Source organism: Burkholderia oklahomensis C6786, from assembly GCF_000959365.1.
In the GTDB taxonomy this organism is placed as follows: Bacteria; Pseudomonadota; Gammaproteobacteria; order Burkholderiales; family Burkholderiaceae; genus Burkholderia; species Burkholderia oklahomensis.
On sequence record NZ_CP009555.1, the window covers coordinates 3578065 to 3603015 of the forward strand.

Sequence of the window (24951 nt, forward strand, 5' to 3'; positions counted from 1 at the left end):
GCGCGGCGTTGCTGATACAATTTCCCGATGACCTATCAAGTTCTCGCACGCAAGTGGCGTCCGAAGGATTTCGCTTCGCTCGTCGGCCAGGAGCACGTCGTCAGGGCGCTCACGCACGCGCTCGACGGCGGGCGTTTGCATCACGCCTATCTATTTACGGGCACGCGCGGGGTCGGCAAGACCACGCTGTCGCGCATCTTCGCGAAGGCGCTCAATTGCGAGACGGGCGTCACGTCGCAGCCGTGCGGCGTGTGCCGCGCGTGCCGCGAAATCGATGAGGGGCGCTTCGTCGACTATGTCGAAATGGACGCGGCGAGCAATCGCGGCGTCGACGAAATGGCCGCGCTGCTCGAGCGCGCGGTGTACGCGCCCGTCGATGCGCGCTTCAAGGTCTACATGATCGACGAAGTGCACATGCTGACGAACCACGCGTTCAACGCGATGCTGAAGACGCTCGAGGAGCCGCCGCCGCACGTCAAGTTCATCCTCGCGACCACCGATCCGCAAAAGATTCCCGTCACCGTGCTGTCGCGCTGCCTGCAGTTCAATCTGAAGCAGATGCCGGCCGGGCACATCGTGTCGCATCTCGAACGGATTCTCGGCGAAGAAGAGATCGCGTTCGAGCCGCAGGCGCTGCGTCTTCTCGCGCGCGCCGCGCAGGGCAGCATGCGCGATGCGCTGTCGCTGACCGACCAGGCGATTGCGTATTCGGCGAACGAAGTGACGGAAACCGCCGTGTCCGGCATGCTCGGCACGCTCGACCAGACTTACATGGTGCGCCTCCTCGACGCGCTCGCCGCGGCCGACGGCCCGCAGATCCTGGCCGTCGCCGACGAGATGGCGCTGCGCAGCCTGTCGTTCTCGGCCGCGCTGCAGGATCTCGCGAGCCTGCTTCACCGGATCGCATGGGCGCAGTTCGCGCCGGCATCGGTGCTCGACGAATGGCCGGAAGCGGCCGATCTGCGCCGTTTCGCCGAGCTGATGAGTCCGGAGCAGGTGCAGCTCTATTACCAGATCGCGACGGTCGGGCGCGGCGAGCTCGGTCTCGCGCCCGATGAATACGCGGGCTTCACGATGACGCTGTTGCGGATGCTTGCGTTCGAACCCGCGACGACGGGCGGCGGCGCGCCGGGCGGCGGGCTGCCGGCGCAGGCGAGCGGTGCGGCGACGAAGTCGAGCGCGCGCGCGGCTGCGGCGCTCGGTGCATCGGCGGCGCCGACCGCGACTGCCGCTGCGGCGCAAGCGCCGAAGGCGGGTGGCGCACGCGCGAAGGCGGCTCGCTCCGATCCGCCGCCTGCGCAAGCCGAGCCGACAGCGGCGGAGCGAAGCGCCGATGCGCCCGCGAACGACGGCGACGCGCCGGCGAACGCGCGTGTCCCGGCGGGCGCTCGATCGGATGACGCGCAGCCACGTTCCGCCGCGCCGCGCGCCGAATCGAGCGCGCCGGCGAACTCGCAGCCAAGCGCTGCATCCGAATCCGCGGCGCGCGCGGCCGCCTCGCCTGAACCGACAGCCGTCGCAACGATCGCTGCGGCCATGCCTGCTGCCGCCGCGTCGACGGCTGAAATCGCGGCGGAGTCGGCCCCTGCCGCAGCCGAGCAAGCGCCGGCCGCACCCGCCGCGCCGGCTTTCGCACCCGCGTCGCGCGCGACCGGTGCGGCCGCGGCGCTCGACGTGCTGCGCAACGCGGGCATGCGCGTGTCGTCCGATCGCGGCCGTGGCGCCGGCGCCGCCCGCTCGGCCGAGCCGGCTGCCGCACCCGCCGCGAAGTCCGCGCCGCGCGTGCCGGTGCCGACGCCGCGCGCCCGCTCGGCACAAGGCGATGCGGCGCCGAACGGCGCCGCGCGCGCCGGGTCTCGCAACGCGCCGCCGCCGTGGGAGGACATCCCGCCCGACGACTACGTGCCGTTTTCGATGGACGACGGCTTCATCCCGCCCGACGACGGATTCGTTCCGGTATTCGACAGCGGTCCCGACGACGTCCGGGGCGCGCCGAAGCCGGCGGCCGCGCCGCCCGTCGACACGCGTCCGCTGCCGGAGGCGATTCCGCTCGACGCGATCGGCTACGACGGCGAATGGCCGATGCTCGCCGCCAGCCTGTCGCTCAAGGGTGTCGCTTATCAGCTCGCGTTCAACAGCGAGCTGACGTCGGTCGACGGCGGCGTGCTCAAGCTCGCCGTGCCGGTGCCGCAATACGCGGATGCCGCGCAAGTCGCGAAGCTGAAGGCGGCGCTCGCGGATGCGCTCGGCAAGCCGGTCGAGGTCTCGGTCGAAGTCGGACCGGCGCGCCGCACCGCGGCCGCGATCGCCGCCGCCGAGCGCGCGAAGCGGCAGCGCGAGGCCGAGCAGGAAATGAGCGCCGATCCGTTCGTCCAGCAGTTGCTGCGCGAATTCGGCGCGAGCATCGTCGAGGGTTCGATCCGACCCGTCGGCCCGGAAGCGGGCGCTGCGGACGGCGCCGCGCCGACGCTGCATTGACGCGAATCGGTCGCCTCGCCGCGTCCGATTCCCATATTCATGAACCGGCGCTAAGATCGCGCCCGTTCGCAATCGATTACGAAGGAGCAAGTTCATGATGAAAGGCCAACTCGCCGGGCTGATGAAGCAGGCCCAGCAGATGCAGGAAAACATGAAGAAGATGCAGGAGCAGCTGGCCCTCATCGAAGTGGAAGGCCAGTCGGGCGCGGGGCTCGTCAAGGTGACGATGACCTGCCGCAACGAAGTGCGCCGCGTGTCGATCGATCCGAGCCTGCTCGCCGACGACAAGGACATGCTCGAGGATCTCGTCGCCGCCGCGTTCAACGACGCGGTGCGCAAGGCCGAGGCGACGTCGCAGGAAAAGATGAGCGGCATGACGGCGGGCCTGCCGCTGCCGCCCGGCTTCAAGCTGCCGTTCTGACGATGAACCGTTCGGTCGACGCCGTTTGCGCATGAGCATCAAGCCGCCTTCCGCGCTGTCCGAGCTCGTCGAAGCGCTGCGCGCGCTGCCGGGCGTCGGACCGAAGTCCGCGCAGCGCATCGCGTACCACCTGATGCAGCACGATCGGGAGGGCGCGGAGCGGCTCGGGCGCTCGCTCCTGTTCGCGACCGAGCATCTGAGGCACTGCGAGAAGTGCAACACGTTCACGGAGGCGCAGATCTGCGAGGTCTGCAGCGATCCGGAGCGCGATCCGGCGCTGCTGTGCGTCGTCGAGACGCCGGCCGATCAGATCATGCTCGAGCAGACGATGACCTACCGCGGGCTGTACTTCGTGCTGATGGGCCGCCTGAGTCCGCTCGACGGCATCGGTCCGAAGGAGATCCATTTCGACCGGCTCGTGCGCCGCGCATCGGACGGCGTCGTGAAGGAGGTCGTGCTCGCGACGAACTTCACGAACGAAGGCGAGGCGACCGCGCACTACCTCGGCCAGACGCTGAAGGCGCGCGGTCTCGCCGTCACGCGGCTCGCGCGCGGCGTGCCGGTGGGCGGCGAGCTCGAATACGTCGACGCCGGCACGATCGCCCGCGCGATGCTCGACAGGCGCACCCTCTAGCCGGCGCGCGCCGGCACCGCGCGGCCGAACGCCGCGCTCCGTTCAACGATCCAAGGAAGCGACATGAGCGCAACCCACGGCCCGCTCGCGGGCGTCAAGGTGCTCGAACTCGGCACGCTGATCGCAGGCCCGTTCGCCGCGCGCCTCTTCGCCGAGTTCGGCGCGGAAGTCATCAAGATCGAAGATCCGAACGGCGGCGACCCGCTGCGCAAGTGGCGCAAGCTGTATCCGGAGGCGGGCGGCACGTCGCTGTGGTGGTCGGTGCAGGCGCGCAACAAGAAATCGGTGACGATCAACCTGAAGTCCGACGAGGGCAAGGAGATCGTGCGCCGCCTCGCGCGCGAAGCCGACATCGTCGTCGAGAACTTCCGCCCGGGCCTGCTCGAAAAACTCGGGCTCGGCTACGACGTGCTGTCCGCGGAAAATCCGGGCCTCGTGATGGTGCGCCTGTCCGGCTACGGGCAGACGGGCCCGTATCGCGACCGTCCCGGCTTCGGCGCGATCGCCGAATCGATGGGCGGGCTGCGCCACATCACGGGCTATCCGGAGCTGCCGCCGCCGCGCATCGGCATCTCGATCGGCGATTCGATCGCGGCGCTGCACGGCGTGATCGGCGCGCTGATGGCGCTGCATCATCGCAACGCGAACGGCGGCGCGGGGCAGGTCGTCGACGTCGCGCTGTACGAGGCCGTCTTCAACATGATGGAGAGCGTCGTGCCCGAATACGGCGTCTACGGGCTCGTGCGCGAGCGCACGGGCGCGTCGCTGCCGGGCATCGTGCCGTCGAACACGTATCCGTGCCGCGACGGCAGCATCGTGATCGGCGGCAACAGCGATCCGATCTTCAAGCGCCTGATGAAGGCGATCGGCCGCGACGATCTCGCGGGCGACCCGGCGCTCGCGCACAACGACGGCCGCGTGCCGCGCACGCAGGAGATCGACGCGGCGATCGGCGCATGGCTCGCCGAGCGCACGATCGACGACGCGCTCGCGGTGCTGAACGCGGCCGACGTGCCGGCGTCGCGGATCTACAGCGTAGCCGACATGTTCACCGATCCGCAGTTCGTCGCACGCCAGATGATCCAGCGTTTCAAACTCGCCGGCGGCGCGGAGATCCCGCTGCCGAACGTGACGCCGAAGCTGTCCGATACGCCGGGCGAAACGCGCTGGCTCGGCCCCGAGCTCGGCGAGCATACGGGCGAGGTGCTCGCCGAGCTCGGCTACGACGCGCAGGCGATCGCCGCGCTGCGCGAGAGGCGCGCGATCTGAGCGCCGGGGCCGCGCGCGGCGCGCCTCGCGCGCACCGTTGCACGCCGCGCGCGAGGCGGCCCGGGCTGTCGCTCTCGCGCAATCTTTCCTCGGTTACAATCGCCGGATGCGAATACTACTCAGCAACGACGACGGATACCTCGCGCCCGGCATCGCCGCGCTGTACGAAGCGCTGCGCCCGATCGCCGAGGTCATGGTGATGGCGCCCGAGCAGAATTGCAGCGGCGCGTCGAATTCCTTGACGCTATCGCGTCCGCTCTCGGTGTCGCGCTCGGCGACCACGGGTTTCTACTACGTGAACGGCACGCCGACCGACTCGGTGCACATCGCGCTGACGGGCATGCTCGACGCGAAGCCGGACCTCGTCGTGTCGGGGATCAACAACGGCCAGAACATGGGCGACGACACGCTGTATTCCGGCACGGTCGCCGCCGCCACCGAAGGCATCATGTTCGGCGTGCCGGCGATCGCGTTCTCGCTCGTTCACAAGGACTGGGCGCATCTCGCGGATGCGGCGCGCGTCGCGGCCGAGGTCGTTCGCCATTATCTCGACAATCCGCTGCCCGGCCAGCCGCTCCTGAACGTCAACATTCCGAACCTGCCTTACGACGAGCTGAAGGGCTGGCGCGTGACGCGGCTCGGCAAGCGCCATCCGTCGCAGCCGGTGATTCGCCAAACCAATCCGCGCGGCGAGCCGATCTACTGGATCGGGGCGTCGGGCGAGGCGCTCGACGCGAGCGAAGGCACGGATTTCCACGCGACCGCGGCGGGCTACGTGTCGATCACGCCGCTGCAGCTCGATCTCACGCACACGCAGATGCTGGCAGCCACGCGCGATTGGGCGCGAGCCGGGAGCGGCGCTTCATGAGCGGCGAGCGCGCGAAGCGGTTTCCGCTCGTGCTCGAGGACCTGAAGCGCGAGCCGCGCAAGCCCGAAGGGCGCGCGGCCGAGCGCCAGGCGACGGGCGACGCCGCCCGCCAGCGCCTCACCGCCGCGGCGGCTGCAGCGCCCGCCGCCGCGTCCGTGCTCAAGCCCGATCGGCGCACGCATCGCGCGGCCGGCGCGACGGGGGCGGCCGGCGTGTCCGTTCCGAAGGCGAAGGCCGCGCACGCGAAGAAGCATGCGCCGGGCGCACCCGGCGCCGCGAAGGGCGCGCCGCCCGCATCCGCGAAGAACGGCGACAAGAGCGCCGCGCCGAACGTCGCGCTGACGGGCGCGCTCGCGCTGACTTCGGAACGGGTGCGCGAGCGCATGGTCGAACGGCTGCAGGCGAACGGCGTGACCGATCCGCGCGTGCTCGCAGCGATGGCGGCCGTGCCGCGCCACATGTTCGTCGATCCGGGGCTTGCGGCCCAGGCGTATGAAGACGCGGCGCTGCCGATCGGCCATCAGCAGACGATCTCGAAGCCGTCGGTCGTCGCGCGAATGATCGAGCTCGCAGCGGCGGGCCGCACGCTCGAGCGCGTGCTCGAAATCGGCACGGGCTGCGGCTATCAGGCCGCGGTGCTGAGCCGCGTCGCGCGCGACGTGTATTCGATCGAACGCGTGAAGCCGCTCTACGAGCGCGCGAAACTGAATTTACGGCCGCTGCGCGTGCCGAACATCCGCCTGCATTATGGCGACGGACGCGTGGGTCTGCCCGCCGCGGCACCGTTCGACGCGATCGTGATCGCGGCGGCGGGGCTCGACGTGCCGCGGGCGCTGTTGGAACAATTGGCGATCGGCGGCAGGCTCGTCGCGCCTGTCGGCGAGCAGGCGGGCGAGCAGGTGCTGACGCTCGTGGAGCGCGTCGCACCCGCGCAGTGGCGCGAGTCGCGGCTTGATCGCGTTTTCTTTGTCCCTTTAAAATCCGGAGTGATTTGATACCGATGAGTATGCTGCGCGCGATGCAAAACAATCGTTCGAAGGTTCCGCTCTCGCTCGCTCAGCGCGCGATTTGCGTGGCGGCTTTCACGCTGCTCGGCGCGTGCGCGACGCGGCTCGACCAGGCGCCCGTCGTCGACCGTTCCGGTTCGCTCGGCACGACGGCTGCGACGCAGCCGGCCGCGCCGCTGCCGCCGGCGCCACCGGGCTTCTACCGGGTGAAGCCGGGCGACACGCTTTATCGGATCGCGCTCGAGAACGGTCAGAATTATCGCGACATCGCCGCGTGGAACAACCTCACGAACCCGAACCAGATCGAAGTCGATCAGCTGCTGCGCGTCGCGCCTCTCCCGGGCGGCGCGACGACGGCCGCACCGATCGCGGGCGGCGCGGCGACGCCGCCGCTCTCCAGCGGCCCGGCCGCGGTGCCGCCGATCTATGGCTCCGGTTCCAGCGCGAGCTCCGCGCCCGCCGCGCCTGCGCCGGGCGACACGAGCGCGCCTGCCGCGAGCAGCGGCGTGTCGTTCGCGTGGCCGGTGCGCGGCGCGCTGCTGAACACGTTCGACGATTCGAAGAACAAGGGGATCAACATCGGCGGCCCGGCCGGCGAAGCCGTGAAGGCCGCTGCGGACGGCCGTGTGGTCTACGCGGGGAACGGGCTGCGCGGCTATGGCAACCTCATTATCATCAAGCACGACGCAACTTATCTCACGGCGTATGCACACAATCGCGCTTTGATGGTAAAAGAGGGGGACGCGGTGACGAAAGGCCAGAAGATCGCCGAGATGGGTAACAGCGATTCCGACCGCGTGATGCTGCATTTCGAGGTTCGCCGGCAGGGTAAACCTGTCGATCCGCTGAAGTATTTGCCGCCTCAATAAACGAGACGACCATGCCGAAATCGAAGCGCCACGAGCCGCAAGCCGAGTCTGAGAAAATCAGTCGAGCCACGCAAGCATCGGTGGAGCGTGCTGGTGCTTCGACGGACGAGGACGAAGACGTCGCCGACAACGAACGCGACTACGAGTCGCGCGAGGCGGATTCGGACGACTCGGGCGAAGAGCGCGGCGGCACCGCCGACGCGGCGCCCGATCTCGACGATTTTCGGGCGCTTCTGCAGGCGGAGCTCACCGCCGACACGATCCAGCACTACCTGAACCGCATCAGCGTGAAGCCGCTCTTGACGGTCGAGGAAGAGCAGCGCTATTCGCGGCTCGCGAAGGCGGGCGAATTCGACGCGCGGCAAGTGATGATCGAGCGGAACCTGCGGCTCGTCGTCAGCATTGCGAAAGGCTATCTGAATCGCGGCGTGCCGCTGCTCGATCTGATCGAAGAAGGCAACCTCGGGCTCATGCATGCGATCGAGAAATTCGATCCGACGCGCGGCTTCCGCTTCTCGACGTACGCGACCTGGTGGATCCGCCAGAGCATCGAGCGCGCGATCATGAATCAGGCGCGCACGGTGCGGCTGCCGGTGCACGTGATCCGCGAGCTGAACCAGGTGCTGCGCGCGAAGCGCCATCTGGAGAAGAACTCGCTTTCCACGGGCGAGGCGGCCGAGCGCCGCGAGGCGAGCATCGACGACATCGCGTATCTGACCGGCAAGACGGCCGAGGAGGTCACGGACATCCTCGCGCTGAACGAGCACACCGCGTCGCTCGACGCGCCGCTCGATCTCGATCCGGCGAGCAGCCTGCTCGATCTGCTGCCCGACGACCAGAGCCAGTCGCCCGATGCGGAGGTTCAGCACCGCGAGCTGGAGACGCTGACGCGCGCGTGGCTGTCGCGCCTGTCGGACAAGCACCGCCACGTGATCGAGCGGCGCTTCGGCCTCAACCACATCGAACCCGCGACGCTCGAGGAGCTTGCCGACGAGATGGGGCTGACCCGCGAGCGGGTTCGCCAGATCCAGCAGGAAGCGCTCGTGCGGCTCAAGCGGTTTTTCGCATCCAACGGCGTACGCAAGGACGCCGTTCTGTAACTGATCAATGACACCGATTCTGGTTTTTGACATCGAGACGATTCCCGATGTCGACGGCATTCGCCGTCTTGAAGATCTGCCCGCCGATCTCGCCGACGCCGACGTGGCCGAGCACGCGTTCGCCGCGCGCCGTGAGAAGACGGGCAGCGATTTCCTGCCGCTCCATCTGCAACGGATCGCGGCGATCTCGTGCGTGTTTCGCGACAACACCGGCTTTCGCGTGCGCTCGCTCGGCGCGCCCGGCGACCCGGAAGCGACGCTGATCCAGTCGTTCTACCGCGTGATCGAGAAATACACGCCGCAGATCGTGTCGTGGAACGGCGGCGGCTTCGATCTGCCGGTGCTGCATTACCGCGGACTCGTGCACGGCGTCGCGGCGCCGCGCTACTGGGACATGGGCGAGGACGATCGGGAGTTCAAGTGGAACAACTATCTGTCGCGCTATCACACGCGGCACCTCGACCTGATGGATCTGCTCGCGCTCTATCAGCCGCGCGCGAGCGCGCCGCTCGACGCGCTCGCGAAGCTGTGCGGCTTCCCGGGCAAGCTCGGGATGGACGGCAGCCAGGTATGGACGGCGTTCCAGGAAGGGCGGATCGAAGAGATCCGCAACTACTGCGAGACCGACGTCGTGAACACGTACTTGCTGTATTGCCGGTTCCAGCAGATGCGCGGCGGCCTGTCGCCCGCCGAGTACGCCGAGGAGATCGCGCTCGTGAAGAACTCGCTCGCGCAGGAGCCGGCGCCGCACTGGGCCGAGTACCTCGCCGCGTTCGACGCGTGACCGGACGTCCGCCGCGCGGCGGACGCCGCACTTCCCGTTTGCCTCCATCCGCCTGCCAGCCGACCGGCGCTTCGGCGCTCATGTGTCGCTCAATTCGAGCGCGATCGGCTGATGGTCGGACGCGCGCACCGCGCCGTCGATCTCGCAGCGCGACAGACGGCCGATGAGCGTATCGGTGACGAACGCGAAATCGCAGGTGAGCGGCCCTTCCTTCCATTGCTCGGTGTCGTAGACCCCCGCCGTCATCGGCGGCGTCTCGCCCGGATGGCGCGCGAGCCACGCGTCGACGAAGCGCGGCGCGTCCGGAAACGGCGCGAGAAAGCGCCGATACGCGTCGCTGCGGTACGCGCTGTTGAAGTCGCCGCAGACGATCGCGTCGGCCGCGCGCGCCGACGGTGCGAACGGGCCGGTCGGCGTCTCCGGCGGCGCGCTCGCGCGCGTATGCGCGGCTGCCTCGCGGTGCAGGCGTCGCAGCGCGTCGACCTGGGCGAGCCGCTGCTCGGCCGAGTAGTACTCGAGATGCGTGACGACGACACGCAGCGCACCGAGCGGCGCGCGCAGCGTGACTTCGAGCGCGCAGCGCGGCATCGACGGCGCGGCCGCGCTCGCAGGCCACGGCAGCGCGTGGCGCATCACGCGCTCGACGGGCAGCCGCGTCGCGAGCGCGTTGCCGAACTGCCGGCGCGGCGCGCCGGGCTCGAGCGGCGGCAGATCGACGCCGATCGCGTCGAATACGGAGTAGCCTGGCAATAGCGCGGCCAGTTCGGCATACTGATCGTCGGACGGGCCGCCCGGCAGCGCGCGAAAGCCGCGCGTGACTTCCTGCATGCACAGCACGTCGAAGTCGACGAGCCGCCGGGCGGCGTCGATGGTGCGAGCGAGGTCGACCGTGCCGTCGGCGTCCCGTCCCCATTGGATGTTCCAACTGATGAGTCGCATCGTCGAATCTCCATTGCGTGACGGCCGTTCGTCTACAATCTCGCCTTTCCCCACAATCGTTCGTCAGGAAAAGCTGGTGTCAGAAGCCGTCCCTCTCCCTTCGCGCCGCGCGTCGAATGCGCCCGCCGCCCCCGATCGCGCCCCGGTTCTCGATATCGATTCGCTCGACATGGAAGCGCGCGGCGTCGGCCGCGTCGTCGACGAAAACGGCGAGCCCGGCAAGGTGATTTTCGTCGAAGGCGCGTTGCCCGGCGAGCGCGTCACGTATTCGAGCTTCCGCCGCAAGCCGACCTACGAGCAGGCGCAAGTCGTCGATATTCTGCGCCCGAGCGTGATGCGCACGCAGCCGAAATGCACGTTTTTCGGCACCTGCGGCGGCTGCTCGATGCAGCATCTCGACATGCGCGCGCAGGTCGCGATCAAGCAGCGCGTGCTCGAGGACAACCTGTGGCATCTCGCGAAGCTGCGCGCGGAAGCGATGTTCGCGCCGATTCACGGCCCGTCGTGGGGCTACCGGTATCGGGCGCGCCTCACCGTGCGCCACGTCGCGAAGAAGGGCGGCGTGCTCGTCGGCTTCCACGAGAAGAAGAGCAGCTACGTCGCCGACATGACGAGCTGCGAAGTGCTGCCGCCGCACGTGTCGGCGATGCTCGTGCCGCTGCGCCGGCTCGTCGAGCAACTGTCGATCCGCGACCGCATGCCGCAGATCGAGCTCGCGGTCGGCTCGCAGGTGACGGCGCTCGTGCTGCGCGTGCTCGAGCCGATCAACGCGGCCGACGAGGCGCTCTTGCGCGAATTCGCCGACACGCATCGCGTACAGTTCTGGCTGCAGCCGAAGGGACCGGATACGGTCGCGCCGTTCTATCCGCTCGACGTGCGGCTCGACTACACGCTGCCCGAATACGGGATCCGGATGCCGTTCAAGCCGACCGACTTCACGCAGGTCAATCACCAGATCAACCGCGTGCTCGTCGGCCGCGCGCTGCGCCTCCTCGCGCCCTCGCGCGGCGATCGCGTGCTCGATCTGTTCTGCGGGATCGGAAACTTCACGCTGCCGCTCGCGCGGCTCGCGCGCGAGGTGGTCGGGATCGAGGGCAGCGAGACGCTGACGTCGCGCGCGCTCGAGAATGCGAAGGAAAACGGCGTCGACGGCCATACGTCGTTCGCATGCCGCAACCTGTTCGAGGTCACGGCCGACGATCTGCGCGCACTCGGCGCGTTCGACAAGGTCCTGATCGATCCGCCGCGCGAAGGCGCGCTCGCGGTGTCGAAGGCGCTCGCGGAGATCGCGCAGAGCGGCGTCGGGCCGCTGCCCGCGCGGATCGTCTACGTGTCGTGCAATCCGTCGACGCTCGCGCGGGACGCGGGTCTCCTCGTGCACGAGGCGGGCTATCGCCTGAAGGGCGCGGGTGTCGTCAACATGTTCCCGCACACGTCGCACGTCGAATCGATCGCGCTCTTCGAGCGCGCATGACGCCGGCGCCCGCGCGGCACGCGCGCAAGAAAAAACCGGCCCTCGGGCCGGTTGGTTTTTCGCGATGCGCGGCGAGCGTCGCTCAGGCTCAGTTGCGGTTGCCGCCGAAAATGCCGAGCAGCGCGAGCAGGTTCGTGAACACGTTGTACAGATCGAGGTAGATCGCGAGCGTCGCGCTGATGTAGTTGGTCTCGCCGCCGTTCACGACGCGCTGGACGTCGAACAGCATGTACGCCGAGAAGATCACGATCGCGAGCACCGACACGGTCAGCATCAGCGCCGGCAGTTGCAGGAACATGTTCGCGACCATCGCGAGCAGGAGCACGATCACGCCGACGAAGAGCCACTTGCCGAGGCCCGAGAAATCGCGCTTGCTGACGGTCGCGACCGTCGCCATCGCGGCGAAGATCACGCCGGTGCCGCCGAACGCCAGCATGATGAGCGACGGTCCGTTCGAGAAGCCGAGGATGAAGCTCAAGAGGCGCGACAGCATCAGGCCCATGAAGAACGTGAAGCCGAGCAGCACGAACACGCCGGCCGAGCTGTTCTTCGTGCGCTCGATCGCGAACATGAAGCCGAACGCGATCGCGAAGAACGCGAGAAGGCTCATCATCGGGCTCGTCGCGGCGAACAGCGAGAAACCCGTCGCGACGCCGACCCACGCGCCGAGCACGGTCGGCACCATCGACAGCGCGAGGAGCCAGTAGGTGTTGCGCAGCACGCGGTTGCGGGTCTCGGCCGTGCTGATCGCGCCGCCGCGGCCGAAGTTGTACGGATAGTCGTTCATGGTTTCTCCTAACATGGAACGTGGCGGCGCCGCCGGCGGGCGGCGCGCTTGTTGCGCCGCAAAAAACCGTGATGCCGCTACCCCTAAGATAGGTTTCGAGAGCGGAGGTTTCAACGCCTCGGCGCCCGCGAAACACGATGTATTAGAACCTTTCGATCGTGTAAGGGTTCAATCGCAATGATACACGGGAACGTGTTACAATAGCGGATTCATTTGAAACTGTAACCTCTTAATTTCTTGGAGTTTTTATGGCAATCGAGCGCACCCTGTCGATCATCAAGCCGGATGCGGTGGCGAAGAACGTGATCGGCCAGATCTACAGCCGTTTCGAAAGCGCCGGCCTGAAGATCGTGGCGGCGCGCATGGCGCACCTGTCGCGCGCCGATGCGGAGAAATTCTACGCCGTGCACGCCGAGCGTCCGTTCTTCAAGGACCTCGTCGAATTCATGATCTCGGGCCCGGTGATGATCCAGGTTCTGGAAGGCGAGAACGCGATCCTCACGAACCGCGACCTGATGGGCGCGACGGATCCGAAGAAGGCGGAAAAGGGCACGATCCGCGCCGACTTCGCGGACAGCATCGACGCGAATGCCGTGCACGGCTCGGACGCCGCGGAAACGGCGCGTGTCGAAATCGCGTTCTTCTTCCCGGAAATGAACGTTTACTCGCGCTAAGCGGGTCGGGATCCGGCGCGTTTGGCGGCAAGGCAGGGCATCATGGCGAGCGAAACCATCGTCAATCTACTCGACCTCGACGCCGAGGGTCTCGTCGCGTACTGCGGCAGCCTCGGCGAGAAGGCGTTTCGCGCTAAGCAGCTGCAGCGCTGGATCCACCAATACAACGCAGCCGATTTCGACGGGATGACCGATCTCGCGAAATCGCTGCGCGAGAAGCTGAAGGGGCGCGCCGTCATCGGCACGCCCGACATCCTGAGCGATCACGTGTCGGCCGACGGCACGCGCAAGTGGCTCATCAACGTCGGCAGCGGCAACGCGGTCGAGACGGTGTTCATCCCCGAAGAGACGCGCGGCACGCTGTGCGTGTCGTCGCAGGCGGGGTGCGCGGTCAATTGCCGCTTCTGCTCGACCGGCAAGCAAGGTTTTTCCCGCAATCTGTCGACGGGCGAGATCGTCGGGCAGTTGCGGATGGCGGAATTCGCGCTCCGCGCGTCGCTCGGACGCGAGCCCGGCCCGAACGGCCGGGCCGATCGCGTCATCACGAACGTCGTGATGATGGGCATGGGCGAGCCGCTCCTCAATTATTCGGCGGTCGTGCCCGCGATGCGGCTGATGCTCGACGACAACGCATACGGTCTGTCGCGCCGGCGCGTGACGCTGTCGACGTCGGGCGTCGTGCCGATGATGGACAAACTCGGCGCCGAGCTGCCCGTCGCACTCGCGGTGTCGCTGCACGCGCCGAACGACGCGCTGCGCGACGAGCTCGTGCCGCTCAACAGGAAGCACCCGCTGCGCGAGCTGATGGCCGCGTGCCAGCGCTATCTGAAGGTCGCGCCGCGCGATTTCATCACGTTCGAATACTGCATGCTCGACGGCGTCAACGACACCGAGGCGCATGCGCGCGAGCTGCTCGCGCTGACGCGCGACGTGCCGTGCAAATTCAATCTGATCCCGTTCAATCCGTTCCCGGAGTCGGGGCTCGTGCGCTCGAAGCCGGATCAGATCAAGCGCTTCGCGCAGGTCCTGATCGATGCGGGCGTCGTGACGACGATCCGCAAGACGCGCGGCGACGACATCGACGCCGCCTGCGGCCAGTTGGCGGGCGCGGTCAAGGACCGCACGCGTCTCGCCGAGCGGACGGGCGCAGCAAAGATTATCGAGGTACGGGCGGTTTGACGGGGATGCCCTGGCCGGCAGTGAAATACGCGTAAAGCGATCGGGGCGGCGCGCGGCGCCGCGCAGTGTGTGACAACGGTGATGTTGCGAGCCCGGCCGGAGCAGGCGCGGGCGTGCAGGCAAGAAGAATCGACGCGAGGAAGAGGATGAGCGAACCGCAGCCGTCAAAGAGCCCAGAGACGAACGCAGGCGAGAAACCGGCGGCGGCCGGTGCCGGCATTGCGTCGGTCGCGGCAGTGGGCGCACGGCTCGCGGAGTTGCGCGAGGCGAAGGGATGGTCGGTCGAAGACGTGTCGGCGCGGCTGAAGGTCGCGGCGCCGAAGCTGCAGGCGCTCGAGGCGGGCGATACGAGCCAGCTGCCGGGCGCGACCTTCGCGCTCGGCCTCGTGCGCAGCTACGCGAAGATGCTCGGCGTCGATCCGGAGCCGTTCGCGCAGGCGCTGCGCCGCGAGAAGGGCGTGCCCGAGGTCGATCTGTCGATGCCGGCGTCGGCCGGCACAGGTCTGCCGCGCGGCCGGGTATCGATTCCGCTCGGCGGCTCGTCGCGCGGCCGGCCATGGCTGTGGGCGGTCGCGGCGGTCGTCGTCGCGCTCGTCGCCGCGGTGATGTGGCACACGGGCGGCGAGTCGTCGAACTGGCTTGCGCGCTTCAAGTCGAGCGGCGCGGACGAAGCCGCGTCGGCCGCGCATGCGCAGCAGCCGGAAGGCGCCGCGTCCGATCTGCCCGCGAGCACGGCGGTGTCGGGCACGGTGACGCAGGCGGGCGCCGTCGCGGCGCCTGCGTCGCAGCCCGTCGGCGGCGCATCGGCCGGCGACCCGGCTGCGGCGAGCGCGCCTGCCGCGGGTTCCGCGCCGGCAGTCGCGAGCGCCGTGGCCACGCCGCCCGCGTCGGCTGCGGCTGCGGTTCAGCCGGCCGCGCCGGCGGCCGACGGCGCGAACGCAGCCGTGGCGCCCGCGCCCGGCCAGTCGGTCGTCGCACTGAAGGTTGCGCAGGACTGCTGGTTCAGCGTGCGGGACAAGAACGGCAAGGAGCTGTTCTCGTCACTCGTGCGCGCCGGCGAGACCAAGCAGGTCGCGGGCGACGCGCCGCTCAAGGTCACGATCGGCAACAGGGCCGGGCTCGAATCGATCGCTTTCGACGGCAAACCCGTCGATCCGGCAAAATACTCGACGGCTCGGGGCAACGTCGCGCGTTTCGCATTGCCCTGACGGCAAGCGCCGTGGCCGATGGAGCACGGCGCTTTTCTCTTTCGCGCGCGGCCGACGGCGGCGCGTTTGGCGTAAATTGGATCTATCGATGCAATCCGAAGCTCAATCCCCACGCAGCAGTCAGATTTGTTCAACCGAGCCGGTGTTCGGCGGGCATGCGCCGCGGCGCGTGTCGCATGCGGTCGATGTCCGCTGGGGCGGAACGCTCGTGACGATCGGCGGCGCCGCGCCCGTGCGCGTGCAGTCGATGACGAACACCGACACGGCCGACGCGATCGGCACCGCGATCCAGGTGAAGGAGCTCGCGAACGCGGGCTCCGAGCTCGTGCGCATTACCGTGAACACGCCCGAGGCGGCCGCCGCCGTGCCGGCGATTCGCGAGCAGCTCGACCGGATGGGCGTGTCGGTGCCGCTCGTCGGCGATTTCCACTACAACGGCCACCTGCTGTTGCGCGACCATCCCGGCTGTGCGGAGGCGCTGTCGAAGTACCGGATCAATCCGGGCAACGTCGGCCAGGGCGCGAAGCGCGATTCGCAGTTCGCGCAGATGATCGAAGCCGCGATCAAGTACGACAAGCCGGTGCGGATCGGCGTGAACTGGGGTAGCCTCGATCAGGATCTGCTCGCACGGATGATGGACGAGAACGGCGCGCGCGCCGAGCCGTGGGAAGCGCAGAGCGTGATGTACGAGGCGCTGATCCAGTCGGCGATCGGCTCCGCCGAGCGTGCGGTCGAACTCGGCCTCGGCCGCGACAAGATCGTGCTGTCGTGCAAGGTGAGCGGCGTGCAGGACCTGATTGCCGTCTACCGCGAGCTCGCGCGCCGCTGCGGCTTCGCGCTGCACCTCGGCCTCACCGAGGCGGGCATGGGCTCGAAGGGCATCGTCGCGTCGACGGCCGCGATCGGCTTGCTGCTGCAGGAAGGAATCGGCGACACGATCCGCATCTCGCTCACGCCGGAACCCGGCGCGCCGCGCACGGGCGAAGTGATCGTCGGCCAGGAGATCCTGCAGACGATGGGGCTGCGCTCGTTCGCGCCGATGGTCGTCGCCTGTCCGGGCTGCGGCCGCACGACGAGCACGCTGTTCCAGGAGCTCGCGCTGCGGATCCAGACGTATCTGCGCGAGCAGATGCCCGAGTGGCGCAAGGCGTATCCGGGCGTCGAGAAGATGAACGTCGCGGTGATGGGCTGCATCGTCAACGGCCCGGGCGAGTCGAAGCACGCGAACATCGGCATCAGCCTGCCGGGCTCGGGCGAGAACCCGGCCGCGCCCGTGTTCGTCGACGGCCAGAAAGTGAAGACGCTGCGCGGCGAGCACATCGCGGAAGAATTCCAGCAGATCGTGAGCGACTACGTCGCGCGCACCTATGGCCGCGCCGCGGTCCAGAATTAATTCGTCCACCGTATTTCAGATGACAGAACAAAAGCGAAAGCTCGAGAAGCTGACGGGCGTGAAGGGCATGAACGACATCCTCCCGCAGGATGCCGGCTTGTGGGAATTCTTCGAGGCGACCGTGAAGTCGCTGCTGCGCGCCTACGGCTATCAGAACATCCGTACGCCGATCGTCGAGCACACGCAGCTCTTCACGCGCGGCATCGGCGAAGTGACCGACATCGTCGAGAAGGAGATGTACAGCTTCGTCGACGCGCTGAACGGCGAGAACCTCACGCTGCGTCCCGAGAACACCGCCGCCGTCGTGCGCGCGGCGATCGAGCACAACATGCTGTACGACGGGCCGAAGCGCCTGTGGTACGTCGGCCCGATGTTCCGTCACGAGCGTCCGCAGCGCGGCCGCTATCGCCAGTTCCACCAGGTCGGCGTCGAGGCGCTCGGCTTCGCGGGCCCGGACGCGGACGCGGAAATCATCATGATGTGCCAGCGCCTGTGGGACGATCTCGGCCTCACCGGCATCAAGCTCGAGATCAACTCGCTCGGTCTCGCCGAAGAGCGCGCCGCGCATCGCGTCGAGCTCATCAAGTATCTCGAGCAGCACGTCGCGCAGCTCGACGACGACGCGCAGCGCCGCCTCTACACGAACCCGCTGCGGGTGCTCGACACGAAGAATCCCGCGCTGCAGGAGATCGTGCAGAATGCGCCGAAGCTGATCGACTTCCTCGGCGACGCGTCGCGCGCGCACTTCGAAGGCCTGCAGAAGCTGCTGAAGGCGAACAACCTGCCGTTTACGATCAACCCGCGGCTCGTGCGCGGGCTCGACTACTACAACCTGACCGTGTTCGAGTGGGTGACCGACAAGCTCGGCGCGCAAGGCACGGTCGCCGCGGGCGGCCGCTACGATCCGCTGATCGAGCAATTGGGCGGCAAGCCGACCGCCGCGTGCGGGTGGGCGATGGGCGTCGAGCGCATTCTCGAGCTCCTGAAGGAAGAGAGCCTCGTGCCCGAGCAGGAAGGCGTCGACGTGTACGTCGTTCACCAAGGCGATGCGGCGCGCGAGCAGGCGTTCGTCGTCGCGGAGCGTCTGCGCGACACGGGCCTCGACGTGGTCCTTCACTGCAGCGCGGACGGCGCGGGCGCGAGCTTCAAGTCGCAGATGAAGCGCGCGGACGCGAGCGGCGCGGCGTTCGCGGTGATTTTCGGCGAAGACGAGATCGCGAACGGCACGGCGAGCGTGAAGCCGTTGCGCGGCATGGGCGCCGAAGGCGAGAAGAACGTTCAGCAATCCGTGCCGGTCGAAAGCTTGACCGATTTTCTAATCAATGCGATGGTTGCAACCGCCGAAGACGGCGACGACTGATCGCGGCGCATCCGCAAGACAAAAGCGTGTACAGGAAGGAATCGCTAGGCGATGAGTTATCACGACGAACAAGAATCGATTGAAAGCCTGAAGGCGTGGTGGGCCCGGTGGGGCAATCTGACGACCTGGATCGCGATCGCCGTCCTCGCCGCCGCCGCCGCCTGGAACGGCTGGAATTACTGGCAGCGGCACCAGGCCGCGCAGGCGGCCGTGCTGTACGAGCAGGTGCAGCAGGCGGTCCAGTCGAACGACAAGGCGAAGGTCGCGCGCGTCGCGTCGGACATGGAAGACAAGTTCGGCGGCACCGCTTATGCGCAGATGACGGCGCTCGAAGCGGCGAAGGCGCTGTACGGCGCGGGCGACGCGGCGGGCGCGAAGGCGCAGCTGCAGTGGGCCGCCGATCACGCGAAGGACGACGAGTACAAGCAGATCGCGAAGCTGCGTCTCGCATCGCTGCTGCTCGACGAGAAGGCGTACGACGCCGGTCTCGCGCTGCTGTCGGGCACGCCGTCGGACGCGTTCAAGGGCATCGTCGCCGATCGCCGCGGCGATCTGCTCGCCGCGCAGGGCAAGAGCGACGACGCGCGCGCCGCGTACAAGCTCGCGCTCGATTCGCTGTCGAAGGACGACGCGTCCGCGCGCCAACTCGTGCAGTTCAAGCTGGACGCGCTCGGCGGTTGAGCGCCCCCGCTCCGTTTTACAACTTAACTTTGCTTCGCTATCGATGAATCTGCTGAAACGTTACGCTGCACCCGTTGCCTGCGCGGCGGCCGTCCTGGTTCTCGCGGCCTGTTCGTCAACGAAGGACGCGCGCCGCGTGCCGACGCCGCTCACCGAGTTCAAACCCGTGCTCGACGTGCAGCAGGTGTGGAAGGCGAGCGTCGGCAAGGGTGGCCGCTACTCGTTCTCTCCCGTCGCGGTGGGCGACGCGGTGTACGTCGCCGGCGCGAACGGTTCGGTCGAGAAGATCGACGCGAAGACGGGCCAGGAAATCTGGCGCGCGAAAGTGGGCTCCGATCTGTCGGCGGGCGTCGGCAGCGACGGCAACCTGACCGCGGTCGGCGCGCTGAAGGGCGGCGTGTTCGTGCTCGGCCCGGACGGCAAGCTGCTGTGGAAGACGACCGTGCAGGGCGAGGTCTTCTCGCCGCCGCTCGTCGGCAACGGCCTCGTGATCGTGCGCACGATCGACGGCCAAGTGATCGCGTTCAACGCGCAGACGGGCGAGCAGAAGTGGGTCTACCGCAACCGCGCGGTGCCGCTCAACCTGCGCGTGTCGGCCGGCATGACGTTCGCCGGCGACGCAGCGGTGCTCGCGGGCTTCCCGGGCGGCGGTCTCGTCGCGCTGAACCTGCAGACGGGCGAGCCGTTCTGGCAGACGCCCGTGTCGTTCCCGAAGGGCGTGACCGAAGTCGAGCGGATCAACGACGTGACGGGCGCGCCGACGCTCGTCGGCGCCGAGACGTGCGCTGTGACGTTCCAGGGCCAGCTCGGCTGCTTCGACGCGAATTCGGGCCGTCCGCTGTGGGAGAAGGCGTTCTCGAGCCGCAGCGGCGTCGCGCAGGACGATACGGTGGTCGCGGGCGGCGACGACTGGTCGGTCGTGTCGGCGTACGACGTCGCGACGGGCAAGGAGCTCTGGCGCAACGACAAGCTGAAGAGCCGCGACGTCGGCGTGCCGTACCTGCTCGGCCGCGCGGTCGTGTTCGGCGACTACAAGGGCTTCGTGCACTTCCTGTCGCGCGACGACGGCACGTTCGTCGCGCGGATGAAGACAGACGGCAGCGCGATCAACGCGGCGCCCGTGCTCGCCGGCAACACGCTCGTCGTCCAGACGCAGGACGGCGGCGTGTACGGTTTCCGTCCGCGCTAAGCGCGCGACGCAACCGCGCGGCCGCGCGCTTCGCCGGCCGCGCGTCGTATTTTTTGCGCGTCCGGCCGTTGCCGGGCGGGCGCGGCCCGGCGGCCCGGCGGCGCGGCATGGCGCGATCCGCGGGCGCTGGGAGCGAATCGAAAAAAATGAGCGGCGCGACACGTACGCCGCCGCCTGCGCGCCGACGCGGCGCGAATTCGTGCTAATTTCCATCAAGCGCAGCCGCCTGCGGCATGCGGGCTCACCGCCGCTGCGTTTCACGTAGACGACATCATCAGATGAAACCGGTCATTGCCCTCGTTGGGCGCCCCAATGTGGGGAAATCCACGCTGTTCAACCGGCTCACGCGCTCGCGCGATGCGCTGGTCGCCGATCTGCCCGGCCTGACGCGCGATCGCCATTACGGCGAGGGGCGAGTCGGCGCGCGGCCGTATCTCGTCGTCGACACGGGCGGCTTCGAGCCCGTCGCGAAGGACGGCATCCTGCACGAGATGGCGCGACAGACGCGCCAGGCGGTCGAGGAGGCGGACGTCGTCGTGTTCATCGTCGACGGCCGCAACGGCCTCGCGCCGCAGGACAAGTCGATTGCCGATTATCTGCGCAAGACCGGACGGCCGATCTTCCTCGTCGTCAACAAGGCCGAGGGGATGAAATACACGGCGGTCGCGTCGGATTTCTACGAGCTCGGCCTGGGCGATCCGCGCGCGATTTCGGCCGCGCACGGCGACGGCGTGACCGACATGATCAACGAGGCGCTCGAGGTCGCGTACGCGGGCCAGCCGGAAGAGAGCGAAGAGGACGCCGCCGCGCGCGGCATCAAGATTGCGATCGTCGGCCGGCCGAACGTCGGCAAGTCGACGCTCGTCAACACGCTGATCGGCGAAGACCGCGTGATCGCATTCGACATGCCGGGCACGACGCGCGATTCGATCTACGTCGACTTCGAACGCAACGGCAAGCGGTATACGCTGATCGACACGGCGGGCCTGCGCCGCCGCGGCAAGGTGTTCGAGGCGATCGAGAAATTCTCGGTCGTGAAGACGCTGCAGTCGATCTCCGACGCGAACGTCGTCATTCTTCTGCTCGATGCGCGGCAGGACATCTCCGATCAGGACGCGCACATCGCGGGCTTCGTCGTCGAGCAGGGGCGCGCGCTCGTCGTCGGCGTGAACAAGTGGGACGGTCTCGATCCGCACGTGCGCGAGCGCGCGAAGGCCGATCTCGCGCGCAAGCTCAAGTTCCTCGATTTCGCGAAGTCCCACTTCATCTCGGCGGCGGAGAAGACGGGCATCGGCCCGTTGATGCGCTCGGTCGACGACGCGTATGCGGCCGCGATGAAGAAGCTGCCGACGCCGAAGCTCACGCGCGCGCTGATCGACGCGGTCGAGTTCCAGCAGCCGCGCCGCCGCGGCCCGGTGCGGCCGAAGCTGCGCTATGCGCACCAGGGCGGACAGAACCCGCCCATCATCGTCATTCACGGCAACGCGCTCGACGCCGTGACCGAGACGTACAAGCGCTATCTCGAGAATCGATTCCGAGAAACTTTCTCGCTGACGGGCACTCCATTGCGCATAGAGTTTCGCTCGTCGACGAACCCTTACGCCGATAAGGAGTGAGCGAGGCGCGCCGCGTTGGCCGGACGGCAGAGGCGGGCGGGGCGGACAAAATCGGCTATAGTGTAGCGATTGGCGGCGGATCTCTTTTTCTTCGCCCCAATCTAGTCAACCTGCAAAAAAGATGGAGTACGCCATGAGCAACAAAGGGCAATTGTTACAAGACCCGTTTTTGAACGCACTGCGTAAAGAGCACGTGCCGGTTTCGATCTATCTCGTCAACGGCATCAAGCTTCAAGGGAACATCGAATCGTTCGACCAGTACGTCGTGTTGCTCAGGAACACGGTTACACAGATGGTTTACAAGCACGCCATTTCGACGGTCGTGCCGGCGCGTCCGGTGAACTTCCACCCGGATGCGGAAGCAGCGTCCTAACCCTTTGCCGCGGCTGGCTCGCGTCGCCGTCGGCACCCGATGCCAGCCGCCTTACCTTGACATCCGATAATTTGATCAACGCAGCGTTAGTGGGCATCGATTTCGGCAAGACCGATTTCGAAGCCAGTCTCGAAGAACTCAGTCTGCTCGCCTCCAGTGCGGGCGCCCATCCCGCCGTCACGCTGACGGGCCGCCGTTCCAGTCCCGACGCCGCCATGTTCGTCGGCAGCGGCAAAGCCGAGGAACTGCGGCTTGCCTGCGAAGCGAACGACGTCGAAATCGTCATCTTCAATCACGCGCTCGCCCCCGCCCAGCAACGCAATCTGGAGCGGATGCTTAATCGGCGCGTCGTCGACCGCACGAGCCTCATCCTCGACATCTTCGCGCAGCGCGCCCGCAGTCACGAAGGCAAGCTGCAGGTCGAGCTCGCGCAGCTCCAATACCTCGCGACCCGGCTGATTCGAGCCTGGACCCACCTCGAGCGCCAAAAGGGCGGCATCGGTCTGCGCGGCCCCGGCGAAACGCAGCTCGAAACCGACCGGCGCCTGATCGGCGAGCGCATCAAGATGCTGAAGACGCGGCTCGAGAAGCTGCGCCGCCAGCATCACACGCAGCGCCGGCAGCGCGCGCGCAGCGGCACGATGTCGGTGTCGCTCGTCGGCTACACGAATGCGGGCAAGTCGACGCTCTTCAATGCGCTGACGAAAGCGCAGGCATATGCGGCGGATCAATTGTTCGCGACGCTCGACACGACGTCGCGGCGCGTGTACCTCGGCGACGAGGTCGGGCAGATCGTCGTGTCCGATACCGTCGGCTTCATCCGCGAGCTGCCGCACCAACTGGTCGCGGCGTTCCGCGCGACGCTCGAAGAGACGATCCACGCGGATCTGCTGCTGCACGTCGTCGATGCGTCGAGCGCGGTGCGGCTCGAGCAGATCGAGCAGGTCAACGAGGTGCTGCACGAAATCGGGGCGGACTCGATCCGCCAGATTCTCGTGTTCAACAAGATCGATGCCGTGCCCGAGCTCGAGGCCCGAGGGGATGCGGTCGAGCGGGACGAGTATGGTAATATCTCGCGCGTCTTTTTGAGCGCGCGCACGGGCCAGGGTCTGGACTCGCTGCGTGCCGCCATCGCCGAGATCGCTACCGCGGAACATCTTGTCGGCGCCATGCCGCTTGACGGCGCGCCGGCGCAACCACACGAAGACCACCCGGTTTCCGAACATGGGCGCTGACGGCTGCGGCCGGTCAAGTTGCTCCAATCTGGTGAACAAACACAGGTGAACGACTACAACGAGCGGAGTACCTGGCGGCGGATGCGCGCCTTGCTGTCGATCAACGATCCCCGCTGGGGACGCGGCGGCAACGGCGACAAGCCGCGTGCGAACGAATCGAAGCGCCCGAACGGACGCGACGACGGCCCCCCGGACCTCGATGAGATGTGGCGGAACTTCAACCGTCGCCTGAGCGGCTGGTTCGGCGGCAAGGGCGGCGGCAACAACGGCTTTCGTCCGGACAACGGGCGCGCCGCGCGTGTCGGCGTCGGCATTGTCGCGGGCGTGCTGATCGCAATCTATCTCGGCAGCGGCATCTTCATCGTTCAGGATGGCCAGACTGGCGTCGTGCTGCGCTTCGGCGAGTACAAGGGCACCGTCGGCGACGGCGTCCACTGGCGCCTGCCGTATCCGTTCGACTCGCACGAGATCGTCGATACATCGCAGGTGCGCTCGATCGAGATCGGCCGCAACAACGTCGTGCGGCTCGCCAACGTGAAGGACGCGTCGATGCTGACGCGCGACGCCGACATCGTCGACGTGCGCTTCGCCGTTCAATATCGGATCGGGTCCGCGACCGACTACCTGTTCCGTGCCGCCGATCCCGAGCGCAGCGTGTCGCAGGCGGCGCAGGCGGCGGTGCGCGAGATCGTCGGCGCGAAGAGCGCGGACGACGTGCTCGCGCAGGATCGCGACGTGCTGCGCGATGCGCTCGCGAAGGCGATCCAGCACGACCTCGACCGCTACCGGACGGGGCTCGTCGTCACCGGCGTGACCGTGCAGAGCGTCGCGCCGCCCGAGCAGGTGCAGGCGGCCGTCGACGACATCGCGAAGGCGCGTCAGGACGGCGAAGCCGCGAAGAACGCCGCGCAGGCGTACGCGAGCGAATTGCTGCCGCGTGCGCAGGGCGACGCGGCGAAGATGGTCGACGACGCGAAGTCGTACGCGGAGCGCGTCGTCGCGCAGGCGGAAGGCGACGCCGAGCGCTTCAAGCAGGTCTATGCGCAGTACTCGAAGGCGCCCGCGGTGATCCGCGAGCGGATGTACCTCGAGACGATGCAGGAGATCTATTCGAACACGACGAAGGTGTACGTCGGCAACAAGGCGGGCAACAGCGTGCTGTATCTGCCGCTCGACAAGATTGTCGAAGCGGGCCGCCAGCGCGCGGCCGATGCGGCGAGCGCCGCCACTGCCGCGCCCGCGAGCGGTGCGCAGGCGCCTGCGTTCTCCGCGCCAGCGTCGGCCGCGGCTGCCGCGAGCGCGCCTCGCGCGTCGGCGCCCGCCGCGGCGAGTCCGGCGTCCGGCAGCGATCCGCTGCGCTCGCGCGAGGCGTTCCGCAGCCGCTCGCGCACCGACGATCTGCAGTAACGAGGA

At 67.9% G+C, this 24951-nt stretch carries 23 protein-coding genes; 21 read left to right on the forward strand and 2 right to left on the reverse strand.

Annotated features, from left to right (window positions below):
* Positions 1-27 precede the first annotated feature (27 nt).
* The 9 genes from BG90_RS15940 (at position 28) to BG90_RS15980 (ending at position 9430) form a co-directional block, all read left to right on the forward strand.
* Entirely contained in the window at positions 28-2478 is a 2451-nt protein-coding gene (locus BG90_RS15940) for a DNA polymerase III subunit gamma/tau (protein ID WP_045568217.1), read from the forward strand.
* A 94-nt stretch (positions 2479-2572) separates the two neighbouring features.
* Entirely contained in the window at positions 2573-2899 is a 327-nt protein-coding gene (locus tag BG90_RS15945; protein ID WP_006026979.1) for a YbaB/EbfC family nucleoid-associated protein, read from the forward strand.
* Between the two features lie 31 nt (positions 2900-2930).
* Positions 2931-3533 (forward strand): recombination mediator RecR, encoded by a 603-nt coding sequence (gene recR, locus BG90_RS15950; protein ID WP_010103205.1) that lies wholly within the window; start codon positions 2931-2933, stop codon positions 3531-3533.
* Positions 3534-3596: 63 nt separating this feature from the next.
* Positions 3597-4802: a CaiB/BaiF CoA transferase family protein gene (locus BG90_RS15955; RefSeq protein ID WP_010103207.1), complete on the forward strand. Its 1206-nt coding sequence runs from the start codon at positions 3597-3599 to the stop codon at positions 4800-4802.
* Between the two features lie 106 nt (positions 4803-4908).
* A complete protein-coding gene (gene surE / locus BG90_RS15960; RefSeq protein WP_010103208.1) occupies positions 4909-5670 on the forward strand; it encodes a 5'/3'-nucleotidase SurE in 762 nt (253 codons plus the stop codon).
* On the forward strand, positions 5667-6665 hold the full coding sequence (locus BG90_RS15965; RefSeq protein ID WP_038802897.1) for a protein-L-isoaspartate(D-aspartate) O-methyltransferase: 999 nt from the start codon (positions 5667-5669) through the stop codon (positions 6663-6665). Before surE ends, BG90_RS15965 begins: the two co-directional genes overlap by 4 nt.
* Positions 6666-6676: 11 nt before the next feature.
* Positions 6677-7546, forward strand: a complete 870-nt coding sequence (locus BG90_RS15970; protein ID WP_010115051.1) for a peptidoglycan DD-metalloendopeptidase family protein — start codon at positions 6677-6679, stop codon at positions 7544-7546.
* Positions 7547-7557: 11 nt separating this feature from the next.
* The gene (gene rpoS, locus BG90_RS15975; RefSeq protein ID WP_010103218.1) at positions 7558-8646 is read left to right on the forward strand and encodes an RNA polymerase sigma factor RpoS; all 1089 of its coding nucleotides are present in this window, start codon (positions 7558-7560) and stop codon (positions 8644-8646) included.
* Positions 8647-8653: 7 nt separating this feature from the next.
* Positions 8654-9430, forward strand: coding sequence for a 3'-5' exonuclease (locus BG90_RS15980; protein WP_010103219.1), 777 nt, complete (start codon positions 8654-8656; stop codon positions 9428-9430).
* A gap of 78 nt (positions 9431-9508) precedes the next feature.
* Here BG90_RS15980 and BG90_RS15985 read toward each other — a convergent pair whose 3' ends face one another.
* The gene (locus BG90_RS15985) at positions 9509-10369 is read right to left on the reverse strand and encodes an endonuclease/exonuclease/phosphatase family protein (RefSeq protein ID WP_010115054.1); all 861 of its coding nucleotides are present in this window, start codon (positions 10367-10369) and stop codon (positions 9509-9511) included.
* A gap of 76 nt (positions 10370-10445) precedes the next feature.
* Here BG90_RS15985 and rlmD point away from each other — a divergent pair, with 76 nt between their 5' ends.
* Positions 10446-11843, forward strand: a complete 1398-nt coding sequence (gene rlmD, locus BG90_RS15990) for a 23S rRNA (uracil(1939)-C(5))-methyltransferase RlmD (RefSeq protein WP_010103224.1) — start codon at positions 10446-10448, stop codon at positions 11841-11843.
* An 88-nt stretch (positions 11844-11931) separates the two neighbouring features.
* Here rlmD and BG90_RS15995 read toward each other — a convergent pair whose 3' ends face one another.
* On the reverse strand, positions 11932-12630 hold the full coding sequence (locus BG90_RS15995) for a Bax inhibitor-1/YccA family protein (RefSeq protein ID WP_010103228.1): 699 nt from the start codon (positions 12628-12630) through the stop codon (positions 11932-11934).
* Positions 12631-12878: 248 nt separating this feature from the next.
* Between BG90_RS15995 and ndk the strand changes: the two genes are divergently transcribed.
* From ndk to hflK, 11 genes are all read left to right on the forward strand, one after another.
* A complete protein-coding gene (gene ndk, locus BG90_RS16000; protein WP_010103230.1) occupies positions 12879-13304 on the forward strand; it encodes a nucleoside-diphosphate kinase in 426 nt (141 codons plus the stop codon).
* Positions 13305-13346: 42 nt separating this feature from the next.
* A complete protein-coding gene (rlmN, locus tag BG90_RS16005) occupies positions 13347-14483 on the forward strand; it encodes a dual-specificity RNA methyltransferase RlmN (protein ID WP_010115055.1) in 1137 nt (378 codons plus the stop codon).
* 146 nt (positions 14484-14629) lie between these two features.
* Entirely contained in the window at positions 14630-15691 is a 1062-nt protein-coding gene (locus tag BG90_RS16010; RefSeq protein ID WP_045568218.1) for a helix-turn-helix domain-containing protein, read from the forward strand.
* An 88-nt stretch (positions 15692-15779) separates the two neighbouring features.
* On the forward strand, positions 15780-17084 hold the full coding sequence (gene ispG, locus BG90_RS16015; RefSeq protein WP_038800602.1) for a flavodoxin-dependent (E)-4-hydroxy-3-methylbut-2-enyl-diphosphate synthase: 1305 nt from the start codon (positions 15780-15782) through the stop codon (positions 17082-17084).
* A 19-nt stretch (positions 17085-17103) separates the two neighbouring features.
* On the forward strand, positions 17104-18444 hold the full coding sequence (gene hisS / locus BG90_RS16020; protein WP_010115062.1) for a histidine--tRNA ligase: 1341 nt from the start codon (positions 17104-17106) through the stop codon (positions 18442-18444).
* Positions 18445-18495: 51 nt separating this feature from the next.
* Entirely contained in the window at positions 18496-19125 is a 630-nt protein-coding gene (locus BG90_RS16025; protein WP_010115064.1) for a tetratricopeptide repeat protein, read from the forward strand.
* A gap of 43 nt (positions 19126-19168) precedes the next feature.
* A complete protein-coding gene (gene bamB, locus BG90_RS16030; protein WP_010103239.1) occupies positions 19169-20314 on the forward strand; it encodes an outer membrane protein assembly factor BamB in 1146 nt (381 codons plus the stop codon).
* Between the two features lie 278 nt (positions 20315-20592).
* Positions 20593-21930 carry a ribosome biogenesis GTPase Der gene (gene der / locus BG90_RS16035; RefSeq protein WP_010115066.1) on the forward strand — a complete coding sequence of 446 codons (1338 nt, stop codon included), beginning with the start codon at positions 20593-20595 and terminating at the stop codon, positions 21928-21930.
* A gap of 133 nt (positions 21931-22063) precedes the next feature.
* Positions 22064-22303 carry an RNA chaperone Hfq gene (gene hfq, locus BG90_RS16040; RefSeq protein ID WP_004192796.1) on the forward strand — a complete coding sequence of 80 codons (240 nt, stop codon included), beginning with the start codon at positions 22064-22066 and terminating at the stop codon, positions 22301-22303.
* A 71-nt stretch (positions 22304-22374) separates the two neighbouring features.
* Positions 22375-23538, forward strand: coding sequence for a GTPase HflX (gene hflX / locus BG90_RS16045; RefSeq protein WP_025989779.1), 1164 nt, complete (start codon positions 22375-22377; stop codon positions 23536-23538).
* 81 nt (positions 23539-23619) lie between these two features.
* On the forward strand, positions 23620-24945 hold the full coding sequence (hflK, locus tag BG90_RS16050; RefSeq protein WP_045568219.1) for an FtsH protease activity modulator HflK: 1326 nt from the start codon (positions 23620-23622) through the stop codon (positions 24943-24945).
* Positions 24946-24951 lie beyond the last annotated feature (6 nt).

Coding starts and splice junctions, on each gene's coding strand:
- BG90_RS16010 (WP_045568218.1), top strand. CDS start 14,630: ATGAGCGAACCGCAGCCGTCAAAGAGCCCAGAGACGAACGCAGGCGAG.
- rpoS (WP_010103218.1), top strand. CDS start 7,558: ATGCCGAAATCGAAGCGCCACGAGCCGCAAGCCGAGTCTGAGAAAATC.
- der (WP_010115066.1), top strand. CDS start 20,593: ATGAAACCGGTCATTGCCCTCGTTGGGCGCCCCAATGTGGGGAAATCC.
- BG90_RS15970 (WP_010115051.1), top strand. CDS start 6,677: ATGCTGCGCGCGATGCAAAACAATCGTTCGAAGGTTCCGCTCTCGCTC.
- BG90_RS15995 (WP_010103228.1), bottom strand. CDS start 12,630: ATGAACGACTATCCGTACAACTTCGGCCGCGGCGGCGCGATCAGCACG.
- rlmN (WP_010115055.1), top strand. CDS start 13,347: ATGGCGAGCGAAACCATCGTCAATCTACTCGACCTCGACGCCGAGGGT.
- BG90_RS15955 (WP_010103207.1), top strand. CDS start 3,597: ATGAGCGCAACCCACGGCCCGCTCGCGGGCGTCAAGGTGCTCGAACTC.
- BG90_RS16025 (WP_010115064.1), top strand. CDS start 18,496: ATGAGTTATCACGACGAACAAGAATCGATTGAAAGCCTGAAGGCGTGG.
- BG90_RS15985 (WP_010115054.1), bottom strand. CDS start 10,369: ATGCGACTCATCAGTTGGAACATCCAATGGGGACGGGACGCCGACGGC.
- ndk (WP_010103230.1), top strand. CDS start 12,879: ATGGCAATCGAGCGCACCCTGTCGATCATCAAGCCGGATGCGGTGGCG.
- hflK (WP_045568219.1), top strand. CDS start 23,620: ATGCGCGCCTTGCTGTCGATCAACGATCCCCGCTGGGGACGCGGCGGC.
- BG90_RS15940 (WP_045568217.1), top strand. CDS start 28: ATGACCTATCAAGTTCTCGCACGCAAGTGGCGTCCGAAGGATTTCGCT.
- hisS (WP_010115062.1), top strand. CDS start 17,104: ATGACAGAACAAAAGCGAAAGCTCGAGAAGCTGACGGGCGTGAAGGGC.
- ispG (WP_038800602.1), top strand. CDS start 15,780: ATGCAATCCGAAGCTCAATCCCCACGCAGCAGTCAGATTTGTTCAACC.
- bamB (WP_010103239.1), top strand. CDS start 19,169: ATGAATCTGCTGAAACGTTACGCTGCACCCGTTGCCTGCGCGGCGGCC.
- BG90_RS15965 (WP_038802897.1), top strand. CDS start 5,667: ATGAGCGGCGAGCGCGCGAAGCGGTTTCCGCTCGTGCTCGAGGACCTG.
- BG90_RS15980 (WP_010103219.1), top strand. CDS start 8,654: ATGACACCGATTCTGGTTTTTGACATCGAGACGATTCCCGATGTCGAC.
- BG90_RS15945 (WP_006026979.1), top strand. CDS start 2,573: ATGATGAAAGGCCAACTCGCCGGGCTGATGAAGCAGGCCCAGCAGATG.
- hfq (WP_004192796.1), top strand. CDS start 22,064: ATGAGCAACAAAGGGCAATTGTTACAAGACCCGTTTTTGAACGCACTG.
- surE (WP_010103208.1), top strand. CDS start 4,909: ATGCGAATACTACTCAGCAACGACGACGGATACCTCGCGCCCGGCATC.
- recR (WP_010103205.1), top strand. CDS start 2,931: ATGAGCATCAAGCCGCCTTCCGCGCTGTCCGAGCTCGTCGAAGCGCTG.